The 16,117-nt window shown below is 63.5% G+C and carries 15 protein-coding genes; 8 read left to right on the plus strand and 7 right to left on the minus strand.

Annotated elements, in window-relative coordinates:
- Positions 1-389 precede the first annotated feature (389 nt).
- Complete coding sequence (gene ppk2, locus HMPREF3147_RS05880) at positions 390-1,289, plus strand: polyphosphate kinase 2 (protein ID WP_010188788.1); 900 nt, start codon at positions 390-392, stop codon at positions 1,287-1,289.
- 82 nt (positions 1,290-1,371) lie between these two features.
- Here ppk2 and HMPREF3147_RS05885 read toward each other — a convergent pair whose 3' ends face one another.
- Genes HMPREF3147_RS05885 through HMPREF3147_RS05895 form a run of 3 tightly spaced genes read right to left on the minus strand, consistent with a single transcriptional unit; the run spans position 1,372 to position 6,189 of the window.
- The gene (locus tag HMPREF3147_RS05885; RefSeq protein ID WP_070445845.1) at positions 1,372-5,358 is read right to left on the minus strand and encodes a Pls/PosA family non-ribosomal peptide synthetase; all 3,987 of its coding nucleotides are present in this window, start codon (positions 5,356-5,358) and stop codon (positions 1,372-1,374) included.
- Positions 5,359-5,835, minus strand: a complete 477-nt coding sequence (locus HMPREF3147_RS05890) for a MarR family winged helix-turn-helix transcriptional regulator (RefSeq protein WP_070445848.1) — start codon at positions 5,833-5,835, stop codon at positions 5,359-5,361. It abuts the gene before it with no gap.
- A gap of 54 nt (positions 5,836-5,889) precedes the next feature.
- A complete protein-coding gene (locus HMPREF3147_RS05895) occupies positions 5,890-6,189 on the minus strand; it encodes a rhodanese-like domain-containing protein (RefSeq protein ID WP_070445851.1) in 300 nt (99 codons plus the stop codon).
- A 91-nt stretch (positions 6,190-6,280) separates the two neighbouring features.
- On the opposite strand from HMPREF3147_RS05895, the gene HMPREF3147_RS05900 reads away from it, so the two are divergent.
- Positions 6,281-7,093, plus strand: a complete 813-nt coding sequence (locus HMPREF3147_RS05900) for an endonuclease domain-containing protein (RefSeq protein ID WP_070445854.1) — start codon at positions 6,281-6,283, stop codon at positions 7,091-7,093.
- Positions 7,094-7,252: 159 nt separating this feature from the next.
- Here HMPREF3147_RS05900 and HMPREF3147_RS05905 read toward each other — a convergent pair whose 3' ends face one another.
- Both HMPREF3147_RS05905 and HMPREF3147_RS05910 read right to left on the minus strand, forming a co-directional pair.
- Complete coding sequence (locus HMPREF3147_RS05905; RefSeq protein WP_070445857.1) at positions 7,253-7,909, minus strand: LuxR C-terminal-related transcriptional regulator; 657 nt, start codon at positions 7,907-7,909, stop codon at positions 7,253-7,255.
- A 3-nt stretch (positions 7,910-7,912) separates the two neighbouring features.
- A complete protein-coding gene (locus HMPREF3147_RS05910) occupies positions 7,913-8,617 on the minus strand; it encodes a sensor histidine kinase (protein WP_070445860.1) in 705 nt (234 codons plus the stop codon).
- A 98-nt stretch (positions 8,618-8,715) separates the two neighbouring features.
- Here HMPREF3147_RS05910 and HMPREF3147_RS05915 point away from each other — a divergent pair, with 98 nt between their 5' ends.
- Genes HMPREF3147_RS05915 through HMPREF3147_RS05925 form a run of 3 tightly spaced genes read left to right on the plus strand, consistent with a single transcriptional unit; the run spans position 8,716 to position 11,725 of the window.
- Positions 8,716-9,402: an ABC transporter ATP-binding protein gene (locus HMPREF3147_RS05915; protein WP_070445863.1), complete on the plus strand. Its 687-nt coding sequence runs from the start codon at positions 8,716-8,718 to the stop codon at positions 9,400-9,402.
- Positions 9,399-10,799 carry an FtsX-like permease family protein gene (locus HMPREF3147_RS05920; RefSeq protein WP_070445866.1) on the plus strand — a complete coding sequence of 467 codons (1,401 nt, stop codon included), beginning with the start codon at positions 9,399-9,401 and terminating at the stop codon, positions 10,797-10,799. Before HMPREF3147_RS05915 ends, HMPREF3147_RS05920 begins: the two co-directional genes overlap by 4 nt.
- The gene (locus HMPREF3147_RS05925; RefSeq protein WP_070445869.1) at positions 10,796-11,725 is read left to right on the plus strand and encodes a S41 family peptidase; all 930 of its coding nucleotides are present in this window, start codon (positions 10,796-10,798) and stop codon (positions 11,723-11,725) included. Before HMPREF3147_RS05920 ends, HMPREF3147_RS05925 begins: the two co-directional genes overlap by 4 nt.
- Positions 11,726-11,803: 78 nt before the next feature.
- Here the strand turns inward: HMPREF3147_RS05925 and HMPREF3147_RS05930 are convergent, their stop codons facing one another.
- A complete protein-coding gene (locus HMPREF3147_RS05930; protein WP_236659381.1) occupies positions 11,804-12,361 on the minus strand; it encodes a DUF559 domain-containing protein in 558 nt (185 codons plus the stop codon).
- Between the two features lie 404 nt (positions 12,362-12,765).
- On the minus strand, positions 12,766-13,239 hold the full coding sequence (locus HMPREF3147_RS05935) for an inorganic diphosphatase (RefSeq protein WP_070445872.1): 474 nt from the start codon (positions 13,237-13,239) through the stop codon (positions 12,766-12,768).
- A 69-nt stretch (positions 13,240-13,308) separates the two neighbouring features.
- Between HMPREF3147_RS05935 and dacB the strand changes: the two genes are divergently transcribed.
- From dacB to hpt, 3 genes are read left to right on the plus strand one after another with little or no spacing between them, the layout of a single operon-like run.
- Positions 13,309-14,595 carry a D-alanyl-D-alanine carboxypeptidase/D-alanyl-D-alanine endopeptidase gene (gene dacB / locus HMPREF3147_RS05940; protein ID WP_070445876.1) on the plus strand — a complete coding sequence of 429 codons (1,287 nt, stop codon included), beginning with the start codon at positions 13,309-13,311 and terminating at the stop codon, positions 14,593-14,595.
- On the plus strand, positions 14,585-15,544 hold the full coding sequence (gene tilS, locus HMPREF3147_RS05945; protein ID WP_083276449.1) for a tRNA lysidine(34) synthetase TilS: 960 nt from the start codon (positions 14,585-14,587) through the stop codon (positions 15,542-15,544). The genes dacB and tilS overlap by 11 nt, the downstream gene beginning before the upstream one ends.
- Complete coding sequence (hpt, locus tag HMPREF3147_RS05950; RefSeq protein WP_070445882.1) at positions 15,528-16,115, plus strand: hypoxanthine phosphoribosyltransferase; 588 nt, start codon at positions 15,528-15,530, stop codon at positions 16,113-16,115. Before tilS ends, hpt begins: the two co-directional genes overlap by 17 nt.
- Positions 16,116-16,117: the final 2 nt, after the last annotated feature.

A 16,117-nucleotide genomic window follows, 5' to 3' on the forward strand; every position in this document is an offset into this window, starting at 1 on the left:
TGCTCACGCAGTACTAAGCGCTAACCCCGCTGACCCATTTGGGCAGCGGGGTTTCGCATTTCCAAAATTCGCCGTCGGACGGACGCCCAGGGCTGGGCAGCCGGACCGAGCCCGGCTAGCACGGTGGCATGGTACGTTTTCGCAAATAAGCCCCCGAAACCAGGCGGTTTCATGAGCTTGCGTGCGAAAACGTACCAACGTGTACGCGCGGCGGGTACGAAACGATCATTTAAGCCCCCCCAGATCTTCGAGAACTTTCGGGGGCACTAATTGTTAGAAACGTACATTCTGGGCGGATGCTGCCGCCCATCGGGCATACGGGGGTAAATCACGCGGCTACAACTTCTTTTATCGCGCCAGATGTCTGCTTCCTAGATAGAATTAAAGGTATGGCTGACATTAAAGACGACGAACTCCCCGAGATCGACCTTGCGCAGACCGACGGCTACGTCGTCGATGACTCTGATGAAGATGATCCCTCGCTGATCATGCCGGATGGCTCGCCTGTCGAGACTTGGCGCGAGAACTACCCGTACGAGGAGCGCATGACGCGCGATGAGTACGAATCCATCAAGCGCGCCCTGCAGATTGAGCTGCTGAAATGGCAGAACTGGACGAAGGAAACCGGCCAGCGCCACATTATCCTCTTCGAGGGCCGCGATGCCGCGGGTAAGGGCGGCACCATTAAGCGTTTCAACGAGCACCTCAACCCGCGTGGTGCGCGCACCGTGGCGCTGGAGAAGCCTTCCCCGCGCGAGTCCACGTCGTGGTACTTCCAGCGCTATATTCAGCACTTCCCGTCCGGTGGTGAAATCGTTTTCTTCGACCGCTCCTGGTACAACCGCTCCGGTGTGGAGCGCGTCATGGGCTTCTGCACAGAGTCCCAGCACGCAGAGTTCCTGCGCGAGGTACCGATGCTGGAGAACATGCTCCTAGGCTCGGGTATCTCCCTGACTAAGCTATGGTTCTCCGTGACTCGCAAGGAACAGCGCACTCGCTTCGCTATTCGCCAGATTGACCCCGTCCGTCAGTGGAAGCTTTCGCCCATGGACCTAGCGTCCTTGGATAAGTGGGATGATTACACCCGCGCCAAGGAGGAGCAGTTCCGCTACACCGATACGGAAGAGTCTCCGTGGATCACCATTAAATCCAACGACAAGAAGCGTGCCCGCATCAACGCGATGCGCTACGTGCTCTCCAAGTTTGAGTACACCAACAAGGACCACGAGCTCGTTGACCAGGTGGATGACAAGATTGTCAAGCGCGGTCGCGACCAGATCGGTGACTAATCACGGCACCCCGACCGCTCATTAGCGAGTCAGGCATAAAAGGAGGCGGCAGGTAAACCTGCCGCCTCCTTTATTTTTTTATCTATTTCTTCCAGGGCTCGATAGGGTTTCCCTGCCACTCGGAGTTGCCCGGGACTTGGTCGCCACGCATCACCAAGGAGCCGGGGCCAACCGTTGCCACGCTGCCGATGACCGAGGCCGGCAGCGCCACCGAATGCGAGCCCAGGGTAGCGCCGGCCTTGATGGTGACGGTATCTAGGCTCATGACGCGGTCCTGGAAGAGGTGCGTTTGCACCACGGTGCCCGGGCCGACGGACGCGCCTTCGCCCACAAAGCACAGGTCCGTCTCCGGGAACCAGTAGGAATCGATCCAGGCGCCGCGGCCAATCGTCACGCCCAGCGCGCGCAGGCCCTGGTTGATTTCGCCCATGCCATAGGTGTGAGTAAAGAACCACGGGGCGGCCACCGCCTCCACGAAGGTGTCCTGCAGCTCGTTGAGCCACACGAAGGCGGACCACAGAGGGTGGTCGCCAGCGGTCTGCGTGCCCACGCAGATCCACTTGACCGCCACGGTGATCGCCATCGCGATGGCGCCCGCCACCATGAGGATGACACCGCCGAGGGCCCAGGCGGCGGCGATGCCGAGGGCGTCGGCAAGCGCGTAGAGCGATGCCAAGGTTCCCGCCAGCAACATGGCCGAGGTCATCGGAGCCAGCAGGCGCATGGTTTCAATCGCACCACGCGCGGCCTTGACCCCAAAGCCCGGGTTATAGGTGAGGGATTCGCCCTCCACACCGTCCACGTGGGCCTCCACGCGGCGCATGCGCTCCGGCGGGGAACCCCACCAGTTGGCACCGGACTTGGTCTTCTTCGGCGTCGAGGAGAGCACGGCAACCAGCGAGTTCTTCGATAGTTTGCGTCCGGGTCCGGTGATGCCGGAGTTGCCCACGAAGGAACGCTTGCCCACCTTGGTCTCACCCGTGAGCATCCACCCGCCACCGAGCTCATAGCCGCCGATCATGGTGTCATCCGCCAGGAACGCACCGTCCTTGACCTCGGTGAGCTTGGGAACCATGACGGCTGTGGAAATCTCCACGTCCTTGCCAATCGTCGCGCCCAAGGAACGCAGCCACGCTGGGGTGAGCTGCGAGGCATAGATGGGAAAGAGCTGCGTGCGGGCCTCGTCCATGAGGCGTTCGATGGCCCACAGGCGCCAGCCCTTGGCGGAGCGCACCGGTGCCACACCGGGCTTGATGCCCAGTGAGAGGATGCGCACGCCTAGCCAGGTTTGCAGCATGAAGGTGGCGAATGCCGCAAGCGCGCCCAGCGGGGCGAAGAAGATGGAGCCGACGAAGGCAGAGCCCTCGGTCACCGCGATGAGGGCAACGACCACGGCAGCACCCACGGCCAGCGCCACGATGGGCTGGAGGGCCAGCAGGATAGAAGTAGCGCCGTAGATGGCTACCCACCACGGGCGGCGCTTCGGGGCATGCGACGGGAAGCGATGCTTGGAGCGGCCCACCTTCTTGGCGGGCGAGCCGGACCAGCGCTGGCCGTCCTTGATCTTCTTGCGCCCAGTGACGGTGGAGCCGGCCTCGACGTGGGCATCCTTGCCCACGACGGTGCCTGGAAGCAGCGTCGAGCGCGCGCCCACGCGAGCACCCTCCTTGACCTCAATGGCGCCAACGTGCAGGATATCGCCGTCGAGCCAGTAGCCGGAGAGATCGACCTCGGGCTCAATCGCGGCGTGCTTGCCCAGGGTCAGCAGGCCCGTTACAGGCGGCAGCGAGTGTAGGTCCACTCCGCGGCCCATCTTCACTCCCAGCGCGCGGGCATAGTTGTTGACCCACGTCGCGCCCGCGATCGAGCGCGAGCCAGAAGCATCGGCCCAGCGCTCCGCTGCCCAAATGCGCAGGTGCGTGGAGCCGCCGCGCGGGTATTCGCCGGGCTTAATGCCGGCGGTGATCAGCCGCGCGCCGAAACCACCGATGGGGATGCGGCCGATGGGGGTGACAAAGATGACGATAAGGAGGATGACCAGCCACCATGGCGTGGTCATGGCCCACTCCACACCCAGCAGGTTCGCTAGGTTGGAGCCCAAGAGCAGCCAGGCCAGCCACGTCGTGGCGGCCAGCGTCATGATGGGCAGCTGAATGAGTGTTTGCGCGATGCGCGTGCCGGCGCCGACGGGTTTTACCTCGCGCGCGGGCCCGGCGTCCTCGACGGACTCGGCACCGGCAAGCTGCTCCGCCAGGGAACCCAGGCGCGGGTGGTCGTAGAGATCGCGCACGGCCACGGTGGGGAAGCGCTCGCGGATGCGGCCGACCAAAGTCGCCGCGGCCAGCGAGGTGCCGCCGAGGGAGAAGAAGTCAGCGTTGACGCCCTCGACGGAAACACCCAGGGTGTCCACCCACAGCTCCGCCAGCCACTGCTCGGTGGGGTTGAGGCCGTCTGCCTCCACGCCCACTCCCGGCAGCGGCCACGGCAGTGCCTTCTTATCCACCTTGCCGGAGGTGCGAATTGGTAGCTCCTCCATGACGCAGATGCGCGGGACGAGCGCTGCCGGCATGGACTCCGCCAGGCGGGCGTGCGCGGCCTCGTGGTCGAAGCCGGCATCCGGGTCATCCAGGGAGACATAGCCGACGAGCACGGACTCGCCGCCCGGTGTCTTCTGCACAGCCACGGCGGAGTTGTACACGTTCGGCAACGCGGCGACGTTAGCTTCCACCTCACCGAGCTCGATGCGGCGGCCACCAATCTTGACCTGGTCATCGACGCGGCCCACAAAATACAGGCCGTCCTCTTCCAGGCGCACGTGGTCACCGGTGCGGTAGGCGCGCTCCCAGCCCAGGGACTCCAGCGGCGCGTACTTCTCCGCATCCTTCACTGGGTCCAGGTAAGCAGCCAGGCCCACACCACCGATGACGAGTTCGCCTACCTCACCGATGTTTACGGGGACGCCGTGCTTGTCGACGACCACCAGGTCCCAGCCCTTCAGCGGCAGCCCAATCGACACGGGCTTGCCCGGCAGCATGCGCTGCGCGCAGGCCACGACCGTGGCTTCGGTGGGGCCGTAGGTATTCCACATCTCGCGGTCCTCGGTGGCCAGGCGGTCCGTGAGCTCCTGGGAGCAGGCTTCGCCGCCGACGATGAGGAGGCGGATGTTGTCCAGGGCCTCGGCGGGCCAGAGGCCGGCCAAGGTCGGCACAGTGGAGACCACCGTGATGTCGCGGCGGATCAGCCAGGGACCTAAGTCCATGCCGGAGCGCACCAGGGAGCGCGGGGCCGGGACCAAGCAGGCGCCGTGGCCCCAGGCCAGCCACATTTCCTCGCAGGAGGCATCGAAGGCTACGGAGAGGCCAGCCAGGACGCGGTCCTCCGGACCGAGCGGACCGTGCGGGCTATCCACCAAAAAGAGGGCAGCCTCGGCATCAACGAAGGCGGCCGCGGAGCGGTGGCTTACGGCCACGCCCTTGGGCTTACCCGTTGAGCCGGAAGTGAAGATGATCCACGCGGTGTCTTCGGGTCGCGGTTCCTCGAAGGGGACGCCATCTCCACCGCCATCCTTTTCGTCGAACGCGGGGCGCGCCATCCGCGCCCCGCCCTCCCGCAACATGCGGAAACCTTCGTCGGTGAACACACCATCGATATCGGCTTCGCCGAAGACCATCTCGGCGCGCTCATCGGGGTCGTCGGCATCGACGGGCACGTAGGCCGCGCCGGCGGCGAGCGTGGCCAGGATAGCCAGGTAGAGCTCGCGCTTGCCCGAGGTCATGCGGATGCCGATGCGGTCGCCGCGACGCACACCGCTGGCGTAGAGTTCGGTGGCCCATGCGGAGACGTCGGCAAGCAGCTCGGCGTAGGTCAGGATCTCACCGTCGTCGAGGGCCGCGGCCTCGGGGTAGTGCTCGGCGGTGGTTTGAACGATATCCCAGAGGGTGCGCGCGGGTGCGGCCTCATCACCAAGGAGGTAGTGCTCGGGGACCTCGGGCATTACTGGGATCTCGGGCTCGTCTGTGTGTAGGGCATGGCGGCCCCCTGTACTGGGAAGATTATCGGGTTCCGTCATTTAAGCATCACTGCTTTCTGCATCAGCCGGTGCGTCCGCTGCGATGATGGCGGTGGCCAGTTTGCGCAGGTGCTTGAGCTGCTTGTTGGTGGACGCGTCGAGGGCTTCGTCCTCGGCCTTCGCTACCAAAACGGTGAGCTCTTTGTGCGCCTTCACGCCTTTCTTGGTGGAGGCAATGATTTGGCGGCGGCGGTCCTTGGAGTCACGCTCACGCTTAACCCAATTGCGAGACTCCAGTGAATCCAGCAGGCGCACCATGTCGGAAGCGTCAATGGCCAAGGTTTCCGATAGTGCGGACTGGGAGGACGCGGCTTCCGCAACCAGGCAGGTGAGAACCCAGTACTCGCGCAGGGTGGTCTTCTGCGTTTGTAGTGCGGCCTCGACGCCTTCGCGGGTGCGGCGGCGGAGGCGCTCCAGCTGGAAGGAGGGGGACTCGAGGAGCGAGGTGGGAATCGATACGGAGTTAAAGGTAGGCATGCCGACGATACTACGCGCCTACCGTAGCAAACTTAAATCATGGGTTATGGCCCATTAGTTTGGGTAAACCATGGGGCGGCCTTGGGCCTTCCATGCGTCCGTGCCGCCCTCGACATTGATGACGTCCCAGCCTTTCGCGTGCTCGAGGTACTGGCAGACCTGCATGCTGCGCCCGCCTGCATGGCAGATGACGTAGATATCGCGGTCGGGGTCAATCTCGTCGAGGCGCTCGACGAGGTCTCCCATCGGGATGTGGGTGGCGCCTTGGGCATGCTCAGTGTTCCACTCGTGGCCCTCGCGGACGTCGATGAGCTGGGCGTTTTCAGGTACTTCAGTGGGTTGTACGTTCTGCATGCGCACCAGCTTACGGGGTTTTCTTGCGTGGGTGGCGGGGGTTCTTTATCGTGAGAAGCGCGGGGTGGGGCTTTGAATCGGAGGGGGCTAAATGGAGGAGATTGTCGGCCGCGCAGGCGCAGCGGCAGCGGCCAAAGGTGAGGCGATCAAAATTACGCGGGGGCTGTACCTACCGCGTGAACCAACGGCATACGAGCTAGCGCAGGTGCTCAGCCGGCATTGGCCAGACAGTGCGTTGGACGGATACTCCGCAGCGATGGTGCTTCTTGAGCGGAAACCTGGCTTTCCACTGCAGCTCATTCGCGAAAAAGGCTTAGAGGATACGCGCTTTTATGTCGGTCGCCGTGCCCGCCCAAAGGGGGTATTCCCCTATGACGGGATAAACGTCTGTAATCCACTGCAGGCGGTGGAGGCCATAGAAGAAAAGCACGCGGTGAAGTTCCTGGAAACGTTCTTATCTGGTAGGGACGCGGAAAAGCGGCTGAAGTTGCTCTCCATGGACTTTCGGCGGTTCCCGCAACACACTCGGCGAGTGTTAGAGAAAGCAGTCATCGGTGCGGATAGTGTGCCCGAGCGAGCTCTTACTCGTGCATTGGAGCCCTTCTTTAAAGTGCTCAACAACGCGAAAATCGGTCCCTATCGGTGGGATCTCCTTTTGGAAGAGCACAAGATTGCCATCGAGGTCGACGGCTACGCTTATCACCGCGGGGAAAACCGCCGGCAGTTCGAGCTTGACCGTCAAAAGCTAAATGATGTGGTGCATCGCGGCTATACGCCCCTCCACTTCACCGCGACCACGATTGAGCATCATCTAGACAAGGTGGTGGAGCAGGTGCGCGGGGTGGCACAAGGGACGAAACGGTATCTGGACCCGCCGTGGATGTGGCACCGGTTCTTTGTGTGAGTGTGCGAGGGGTGCTTGATGTCGTTCACGGTAAATAAGGCCGGAAAATCGCGAAAATTTGGGCCTTATTTACCGTGAGCGTAGCGCGGGCATCCCGCAGCGGTTTCTGTGGGCGCAAGAGGACAAAGTTGCCTTTGGCGGCGTGGGCAGACACAGGCCTCAGCGGTGCGCGGAGAGGTACTCCAAGATTGCCTTGACGCGGCGGTTGTCTTCACTGGGATCTAAACGCAGCTTGGTGAAGATATTGGAGACGTGCTTGGCCACCGCGGCGGAAGACAGGACGAGCTCGGCGGCGATGTCCTTGTTGGACTTTCCGCGCGACATCAATTCGAGCACCTCGCGCTCGCGCGGGGTGAGTTCGCCCAGTCCGCTGCGCCCTGAGCTCATTAAAGCCTGCGCCACGGTGGGATCGATGACGGTACCGCCCTGGGCCACCACGTCCAGGCTGGAGAGGAAGTCCCGCACCTCGGAGACGCGGTCTTTCAAAAGGTAGCCGGTGCCAGCATCAGGGGAGTCGAAGAGCTCCACCGCGTATGCGGGGGCTACATACTGGGAGAGCACCATGACGGGTAAGCCCGGGTAGGTATTTCTCAAGTTCACGGCGGCTTTCAAACCGTCATCGCCCATGGCCGGTGGCATGCGCACGTCCGTGATGACGATATCCGGCAGCTCATCGCGCAGCTTGTCCACCACCGCCTCGAGCGCCGGCGCAGAATCCGCCTGGCCCACAATCGAATGCCCGCGGCGCTCCAGAAGGCCGGCGAGACCCTCACGCAGAATGGCGGAATCATCCGCCACCACGATTCTCAAACTCATTTCTTACACTCCTGACTGTCCGCGATCGAGAAGAAGAGGAATCGAGCACGCCAGCCTCGTGGACCCGCCCGGGGGAGACGATAAAGTCATCTCCCCACCGAAAGCGGCGAGGCGCTCGGCCATCCCTGCTAGGCCGTGACCTTGTACAACCTGCGCGCCGCCCGGCCCCTCATCCACCACGGTGATTTTTAAAGAGGCATCTGCGGTCACTAAAACGGAGACCGGCGCGCCGGGCGCGTGCTTGGCCGCATTCGTCAGAGCTTCCGTGCCGAAGAAGTAGCCGCAGGCCAGCACGGAAGCGGAGAGTTTTGGCAAAGGATGCGGGGCGAAGACGCTGACGTGGGGGCCGTGGGAAGAAGCAGCGTCGGCAAGCGCGGCCACCAAACCATGATCCTGCAGGACCTGCGGGTGGATGCCGTGCACCGTGGCACGCAGGGAGTGCAGGCCGCGGTCCACGTCCTGCTTGGCGGCGGTGAGCAGCTCGGCGAGGTCTGCGGGGGCGTCGAGAAGTGCCTCTCCCAACTTCATGCTCGCGGCCACGAGGTATTGCTGCGCGCCGTCGTGCAGGTCGCGCTCGATGCGTGCGCGCTCCACCTCATAGGCATCCGCGATGGCGCGGCGCGAGGCCGTGAGCTGCGCAATCTTCTGTGCTTGCTGTTGCTCATGGTTGGCGGGCTGGGGCTTTCTTCGGAACACGGCTTTCAGCATAACGGGCGCCACCGACTACAGGGGTAGTGCTGGCACTACCGTAAAGAGCAACGCTAGGGCTGTTCTTTCTGCGGGCCCTTCACGGTGGAATGAGAGACATGGCACAGACACTTTCCCTGACAGACATCACCAAGGATTTCGGCGGCGGCCCGGTGCTCGCCGGAATCTCCCTCGACATCGCGCCGGGCGAGCTCGTGGCCGTCATGGGGCCGTCCGGCTCCGGCAAGTCCACGCTGCTGCACTGCATGTCCGGCGTGCTCACCCCCACGCACGGCAGCGTGCACTACGGAGATGAGGAGCTCTCCGCGCTTGGCGACGGCCCCCGCTCCCGCCTCCGCCTGCGCAACTTCGGCTTCGTCTTCCAGGATGGTCAATTGCTGCCGGAGCTGAGCAACGTGGATAACGTGGCGCTGCCAGCCATGCTTAACGGTATGGGTCGGAGTGCTGCACGCAAGCGCGCGATGGAGCTGCTGGACCAGCTGGGCCTGGGCGGCCTGGCGGATCGCCGCCCGGCGCAGGTGTCCGGTGGCCAGGCGCAGCGCGTGACTATCGCGCGTGCGCTGGTGGCCAATCCGGGCGTCGTCTTCGCCGACGAGCCCACCGGTGCGCTGGACCAATCCACGGGTCACGAGGTCATGCAGATGCTGACCACCATCGTGCGCCAGTCCGGGGCGAGCCTGGTCATGGTCACGCACGACCCGAAGGTGGCCGACTGGATGCAGCGCCGCGTGGAGATTCGCGATGGCATCATCCACGATGACCGCCGCCTCGAGGTGATCCGATGAACACCGCGACTTTAGTCTTTGACCTGCAGCGCGAATCCATTCGTGCGCGCTCCGGAACAGGAATTGTTTCCTTGCTGGCCATTGTGAGCCTGACCATTGGTTCCGCCATTGCCTTCCTCGTCGCGGGCGGTACGTGGATGTTTTGGCAACGCGCCCAGCACGTCGAGGAAGCCGCGCCCGCGCTCAAGGAGGCCTTCGGTAACGAGATGGAGGCCTTCCTCTACCCGTGGTTTGCCCTAGCCCTCTTGGCCTGCGCCTTCATTCTTCCGGCGCTGTTTAACCTCACAGCCCAAGCCGCCGTCCTCGGCGCCTCCGGCCGGGAGCAGCGCCTGGCCACCCTCCGCCTTCTGGGGTTGAGCTCCCGCCAGGTGGAGCGCATGGCCATCGTGGAGACGGGCCTGCAAGCCATCATCGGCATCGTGCTCGGTGGGCTGATCAGCCTGCTCATCGCGCCGGTCTTTACGCAGGTGGACTTCCAGATGCGTTCTATTGCTGTATCCGAGATTCTTCTCCCGTGGTGGGGTTATCTGGCCGTGGCCGGTGTGCTCTTTGTGTTGGCTATCGGTGCGGCACTCGTCGGCATGCAGCGCGTGCGCGTGAGCCCCCTGGGGGTGGCCAAGCGCCAGATGCCCGCGGCCTATCGTTGGTGGCGCGTCATCGTCTTCCTCATCATCGCGGGTATCGGTGGTGTGTTGCTCTCCGGGAAGGCGGGCCCGCCGACCGCCATGGTCATCGTCGTCATGTTTGGCATGGTGATGAGCATCAACCTCATTTCCCCTTTTATCTTGCAGCTCGGCGCACACATCATGTCTCTCTTTCCTGGCACCGCGCACTTCGTGGCCTGCCAGCGAGTGGCGGGCAATGCGCGCCCGGCATGGAAGCGAAGTGCGGCCATCGCGTTCTTCGGCTACTTGGCGGGCTTCCTCGTTGCCGCCCCCTTGGGCTCCGACGCCTTGGCTCTCGTGCTCAAGGAAGATCCCGGAATGAACGTGGTATTCAAAGACATCTCCACCGGTGTCTTATTAACCCTCATCTTCGGCTTCACGCTGACCACCATGTCCATCATTCTGGGGCAGGTCTCCGGCATCTTCGAAGACAAGGAACTCATCCGCTCCCTGGATCTCATGGGCGTGCCGCGCGGTTTCCAGTTCCGTTCCGGTGTTCTGACCATTATGGGGCCCGTCGTGGGGTTGAGCTTCTTCGGCTTCCTCTTCGGCGGTGGGATCGCCTCGCTGATGTTCTTCTCCAGCGTCGAACAAAGCAATGTCGACGTTCTTGGCCGTCTGCTCATGGCCTTCGGATTCCTAGCCGTGGGCTGGCTGGTCACGCTGCTTGCCATTATCCTTGTTGAGCCCCTGCGCGGCTACGTGCTGCGAACCGGAGGGAGAAAAGAATGAAAACTGTACTGAAAATCTTCGGCGGACTTTTTCTCGTTGCCCTCATCGCCGTGGCTGCGGCCGTGTATTTCTTCGGCCCCTCTTACGGTGGGGCATTCTTCGGAAAACCCGTGTTTCTTTTTAATGCCAGCGAGAAGCGCATCAATACCGCGATGGTGGATACCGCAGCGCTCTCCGGAATCTATGGCGAAAGTGAGGAATTCCAGCGCGCACGCGAGGCCTTCAAGGAGGACCCCACGAACACCGAGCTTCTCGATGCTGCCATCAACGCCGCCGGCGGCAAGCACTCCAAGGTCTTTAGCACCGAAAAGGAAAAGGCCGCCGAAAGCACCGAGCCTTCGGTCGACTTCGAGGACGGCGTCCTGCGCGCGACCGTGCCCTCCATCGGCCGCCACGATGACGGCCAGGCCTACGCCGATACGCTCGCTCAAGGTCTGGCCGCGCACCCGGAGGCCTGCGCTGCCGTGGTGGATCTGCGGAGCAATGACGGCGGCGACATGGGGCCGATGTATGCGGGCTTAAGCCCCCTGCTACCGGATGGCACCGCGCTCTCCTTCGTCAGCCGTATGGGCACAACTGACGTGGTCATCGACGGAAACTCCGTGACCGGCGGAGGTACTGCAACCACCACAGCGGGCGGCAAGCTCGACGTTCCCGTCGCCGTGCTGACCGACGGTGAGACCGCCTCCTCCGCCGAAGCCACCCTCTTGGCCTTCCGCGGGCTGGACAACGTGCGGACCTTCGGTGAGCCGACTGCCGGCTACGCCTCTGCCAACGTGGTCCTGGATTATCCGGACGGCCGCTCGCTCATGCTCACCACGGCCAAGGACAAGGCGCGCACGGGCGAGGAATTCGCCGAGGACCCCATCGCTCCCGATGCCCCGGAATCCGAGCTCGACGGCTGGCTCGCGTCCCACTGTAGTTAGTTAGCTGCAGTGTTAGTAAGCCGCAGCGTTAGTCAGCCCAGTTCGTTGTCGGCACGTTGCGACTGAACAGCTGCAATGCTAGCCCGCCCAACGCTCGCCTTCCCACCGCCAGTAGTGGTGCCACTTCCACGGCGGAGGCACGAACTCACCCCGCCCTTGTATGACCGCGAGAACCTGGTACACAGCGACGTCGAGGTGGTGCTCAATCGTGGCGGCGGTGAAGTGGAGGGGCCGGTAGCCGCGCTGGATGGCGTCGTTAAGCTTCTGGCGGTCGATTTCGAAACGCTGCCGGTTCTCGCCTTTGTGATAGGCATAGCCGTCCACCTCGATGGCCACCTTGTACTCCTCTAGCACCAAGTCCCAGCGGTAGGACCCAACCCGCACGTTGTTGCGGACCTTGACGTGCGGCTCGAGGCCTCGGGTGAGGTCGCGCTCCGGCTTGCTATCCGCCCCAACGATGGCTTTCTCTAGGATTTCACGCGTGTGCTTGGGCAGGCGGCGAAAGTCTAGCTGTTCGGTCTCGATGCGCGAGCGTCCGTGCGGCCCGGCGAAGAAGGCCTCGATGAAGGCTACGGCATCCTCCTGCGCCATCGTCTCAATGCATTGCAGGGGACTACATACATTGACTCCGTTCATGCTGCCCAGCGCCTTGGGGCGCGCCCGCCGACTGCGAAAGTACGTGCTCGATGGGAGAGTGGAGTCGCGAATAAACTCGAGCGGGAATTGAAGGGGCTGTTCTAAGTACCGGCGAGCGGCGGAATAGCCGTCAAGCGCTAAGTCAGGCCATTCACGCGACATGATTTGTGCTAGCTGAAGCGGTGTTGGCTCCTTTGAGAGGTAAAAGCCATTCGCAATCTTGATGGCTCCCTTGCGCCGAGCCCCGCGGGAGACATCGCGTCCCCGATAAATCTCAATCAATGTTCCCCCCGGAACGAAAAAGGTACGTTTTCGCAAATAGTGGCGAAAAACTGGTAGGTTTTCAGCCCTTATTTACCAAAACGTACCTGACAGTGCTCTCGCTGGCACGCGGAAGCAGCGGCTTACTTGAAGCGAGCCTTTGCTTCCTCGAGGATCTTCTCTGCCTCAGCCTTGTCGCCCCAGCCGGAGCCGGTAACTTCCTTGTTCGGCTCCAGGTCCTTGTAGCGGGTGAAGAAGTGCTCGATCTCATCCTTGATGTGCTGCTCCACATCGTTGATGTCCTGGTAGCGCTCCCAGCGCGGGTCATCGATAACGGCGAGCAGCTTGTCATCGCCGCCGGCCTCGTCGGTCATCTTGAACACGCCGAGGATGCGAGCTTCCACGACAACGCCCGGGAAAACCGGTTCCGGGAGAATGACCAGTGCGTCGAGCGGGTCGCCGTCCTCACCCAGGGTGTGGTCGATGAAGCCGTAGTCAGCCGGGTAGGCCATCGGGGTGAACAGGTAGCGGTCGAGGTGGACCTTGCCGGTCTCGTGGTCGATCTCGTACTTGTTGCGGGAGCCCTTTGGGATCTCGATGGTTACTTCAACGCTCACGGCTGAATCCTCCATAACTAATAGGTTGGCATGTGCTCCGCTTAGTCTACCGCGCTAGTCTAAAGGGCGATGAAAGCGAAGCATGTCTGGTGGAGTACTGCGGCCCTCGTCACGGCCGGCGTCGTGGCGGCGACGGCCGCAGTGGGCGTAGAAGTCCAACGCACCTACGATCACCTGGACCACGGTCAGCCCTATAAGCAGGAGGAACCCGCAGCACTGGTCCAGCCCGTCGAGCCCGGCGACATTGACGCCGCCGCGCTTAAAGCACGGTTGGATGAGCTGGGCAAGGACAAGGCCCTCGCTACCTTCGGCGGCCAGGTCATCGACACCACCACCCACGACGTGCTGTGGGAACGCGAGCCCGCGAAGCCGCTGACCCCGGCCTCCGCCACCAAGGTCCTCACCCTCGCCGCAGCAACTCTCGCGCTCGATGAGGAAGAACGCCTCACCACCGAAGTGGTCGCAGGTGAGCAGGAAGGCGAAGTGGTTATCAAGGCCGCCGGCGATGTCTGGCTGACGGACGAGCGCCTCGATGAGCTGGCAGAACAGATCCAGCAGAAGATGGATACCGTCACACGGGTCTCCATCGACACCTCCATCTGGGCCGGGCCCGACCAGGCACCGGGCTGGGATGATGACAATATTGACGGCGGTTTCGTCGCCCCCATCCAGCCGGCCATGCTCTACGGCGGGCGCCTGGGGGAGAAGACTGGTGACGTTCCGCGTTCTCACGAGCCGGCCCTCGACGTCGCCCGCGCGTTGGCCTCCCGCCTGGGAACCGACAAGGCGGATATCGCCGCTTCCCCCGAAAACTCCGAGGTCATCGCCGCGACGGAATCCGAGCCGCTGGCCTTACGCGCACAGCAGGCAGTGAAGGACTCCGACAACGTCATGGCGGAGGCCATCGCCCGCGAGCTGGCCGTCGGCCAGGGCACGGAGGCAAGCTTTGAGGGCGCCACGAAAACCATGCTCGACGTACTTGAAGGCCACGGCATCGACGTCAACGGCGTCACCTTAAAGGACGGCTCCGGCCTCTCCCGCGATAACCGCATCCCCGCCGACGTACTCGCCCACATCGCAGATCAAGCCGTAGCCACCGAAGAGCTGCGCCCACTCCTGGGCTACCTCCCCCTTGCCGGCGGCGAGGGCACGCTCTACGAGCGCTACCACGAGTCGCCCGCCCGCGGGTACGTTCGCGCCAAGACCGGCACTCTCACGGGAACCTCCGCGCTAACCGGCACCGCCCAGGGCCAGTCGGGTCGCGTGTACGCCTTCGCCTTCTTAGTCAACGACGGCGAAGTCACTTCCGCCCGCCAGGCCCAAGACGCCCTCGCCGCCGCACTCCATGACTTCTAAGAAACCTTTTTGGCCGCGCAAAAGCCCCAACTTCTTGGCCTGCCGCGTGGCCGCCCGCGCCGTGGTGGGTGAGCAACCACGCGCCATCGCGGTGGGCCTGTCCGGCGGGGCCGATTCCTTGGCGCTGACTGCTGCTCTCGTGGCCGAAGGACACGAGGTGACAGCGCTGTGTGTCGACCACGGCCTCCAGGAAGGCTCGGCCACGCAGGCGCGCCGGGCTGCCGAGCAGGCCCGCGCCTTGGGGGCGGGGGCGGAGGTGTTGCGGGTGGACGTCGCCAAGCACGGCTCCGTTGAGGCAGAAGCCCGCGCCGCCCGGTACCGTGCCTTCGCACCCTGGGGCGAGGTGGCGGTGGCGCATACTGCGGATGACCAGGCCGAAACCCTGCTGCTGAGCGCCCTGCGGGGGAAGGTCGCGGGCATGCGCGAGCGTTCCGATGTCGAGGGCGTGCGCGTTGTGCGCCCCCTGCTCAGCGTGCGCCGCGCCCAGACCGAGGCCGCCTGCGCGGAGCTGGGGCTGGAGGTCTGGCAGGACCCTCAAAACCAGGACCTGGCCTTCCGCCGCGTAGCACTGCGCCGCGAGATCCTCCCGCGCCTGCAGAAGATCGTGGGTGGTGACCCCGTGCCGGCCTTGGCTCAGGCCGCCCACGACGCCGCGCTTGACGACGCCCTCCTGAGCCCACCCCCCACCTCCGACTGCGCCGAGCTGGCCGCCCTTCCGGAACCGAAGCGTCGCCGGGCGATCGCCGCGTGGCTGCGCGAGGAAGGAGTAGAAGTTACTCGCGAGGCAGTGCGCGGCATCGATGCCCTGTGCACGCGGTGGCATGGACAGGGCCCTGTCGCCGTCCGCAGTGAAAAGAAAGGTACAAGGTTGGAAGTCGCACGCGTTGGTGGCAAACTGTCACTATTGCCTCGGTCAGCAAAGGAGCGCTCACGTGCACGACAACCATGATTTAGCCGTCCCCGCCCATCCTTATGGAGAGGACATCAAAAACGTTCTCATCACCGAAGACGATCTTCAGGCGCGCATCCAGGAGATGGCGGATCGCGTGTCCGAGAAATACAGCAACGCCGATGATGACCTCATCTTGGTCTGCGTGCTCAAGGGCGCGGTTTTCTTCCTGACGGATTTTGCCCGCAAGCTGGCTATCCCGTCCCAGCTAGAGTTCATGGCGGTGTCCTCCTACGGTAATTCGGCCTCCTCTTCGGGCGTGGTGCGCATTTTGAAGGACTTGGACCGCGATATCGAAGGCCGCGATGTGGTCATCGTGGAGGACATCATTGATTCCGGCCTGACCTTGTCGTGGCTCATCCGCAACCTGCAGGGCCGCCAGCCGCGTTCCCTGGAAGTGGTCACGCTGCTGCGCAAGCCCGAGGTGGTCAAGGCGGAGCTGGATCTCTTCGACGTCGGCTTTGATATCCCGAATGAGTTCGTCGTGGGCTATGGCCTGGATTTCGCGGAGCGCTACCGCGACCTGCCCTACGTGGGCACCCTGGAGCCTGCGGTCTACAGCAACGACTAGTC

It is taken from the genome of Corynebacterium sp. HMSC05D03 (assembly GCF_001807205.1).
GTDB lineage: Bacteria > Actinomycetota > Actinomycetes > Mycobacteriales > Mycobacteriaceae > Corynebacterium > Corynebacterium aurimucosum.

What these genes read in the sequence shown, in the direction of transcription:
- HMPREF3147_RS05890 (WP_070445848.1), bottom strand. Translation starts at nt 5,835, where the DNA reads ATGCCTACCTTTAACTCCGTATCGATTCCCACCTCGCTCCTCGAGTCC.
- HMPREF3147_RS05885 (WP_070445845.1), bottom strand. Translation starts at nt 5,358, where the DNA reads ATGACGGAACCCGATAATCTTCCCAGTACAGGGGGCCGCCATGCCCTA.
- HMPREF3147_RS05930 (WP_236659381.1), bottom strand. Translation starts at nt 12,361, where the DNA reads ATGAACGGAGTCAATGTATGTAGTCCCCTGCAATGCATTGAGACGATG.
- HMPREF3147_RS05905 (WP_070445857.1), bottom strand. Translation starts at nt 7,909, where the DNA reads ATGAGTTTGAGAATCGTGGTGGCGGATGATTCCGCCATTCTGCGTGAG.
- HMPREF3147_RS05895 (WP_070445851.1), bottom strand. Translation starts at nt 6,189, where the DNA reads ATGCAGAACGTACAACCCACTGAAGTACCTGAAAACGCCCAGCTCATC.
- HMPREF3147_RS05920 (WP_070445866.1), top strand. Translation starts at nt 9,399, where the DNA reads ATGAACACCGCGACTTTAGTCTTTGACCTGCAGCGCGAATCCATTCGT.
- tilS (WP_083276449.1), top strand. Translation starts at nt 14,585, where the DNA reads ATGACTTCTAAGAAACCTTTTTGGCCGCGCAAAAGCCCCAACTTCTTG.
- HMPREF3147_RS05915 (WP_070445863.1), top strand. Translation starts at nt 8,716, where the DNA reads ATGGCACAGACACTTTCCCTGACAGACATCACCAAGGATTTCGGCGGC.
- HMPREF3147_RS05925 (WP_070445869.1), top strand. Translation starts at nt 10,796, where the DNA reads ATGAAAACTGTACTGAAAATCTTCGGCGGACTTTTTCTCGTTGCCCTC.
- HMPREF3147_RS05910 (WP_070445860.1), bottom strand. Translation starts at nt 8,617, where the DNA reads ATGCTGAAAGCCGTGTTCCGAAGAAAGCCCCAGCCCGCCAACCATGAG.
- HMPREF3147_RS05900 (WP_070445854.1), top strand. Translation starts at nt 6,281, where the DNA reads ATGGAGGAGATTGTCGGCCGCGCAGGCGCAGCGGCAGCGGCCAAAGGT.
- dacB (WP_070445876.1), top strand. Translation starts at nt 13,309, where the DNA reads ATGAAAGCGAAGCATGTCTGGTGGAGTACTGCGGCCCTCGTCACGGCC.
- ppk2 (WP_010188788.1), top strand. Translation starts at nt 390, where the DNA reads ATGGCTGACATTAAAGACGACGAACTCCCCGAGATCGACCTTGCGCAG.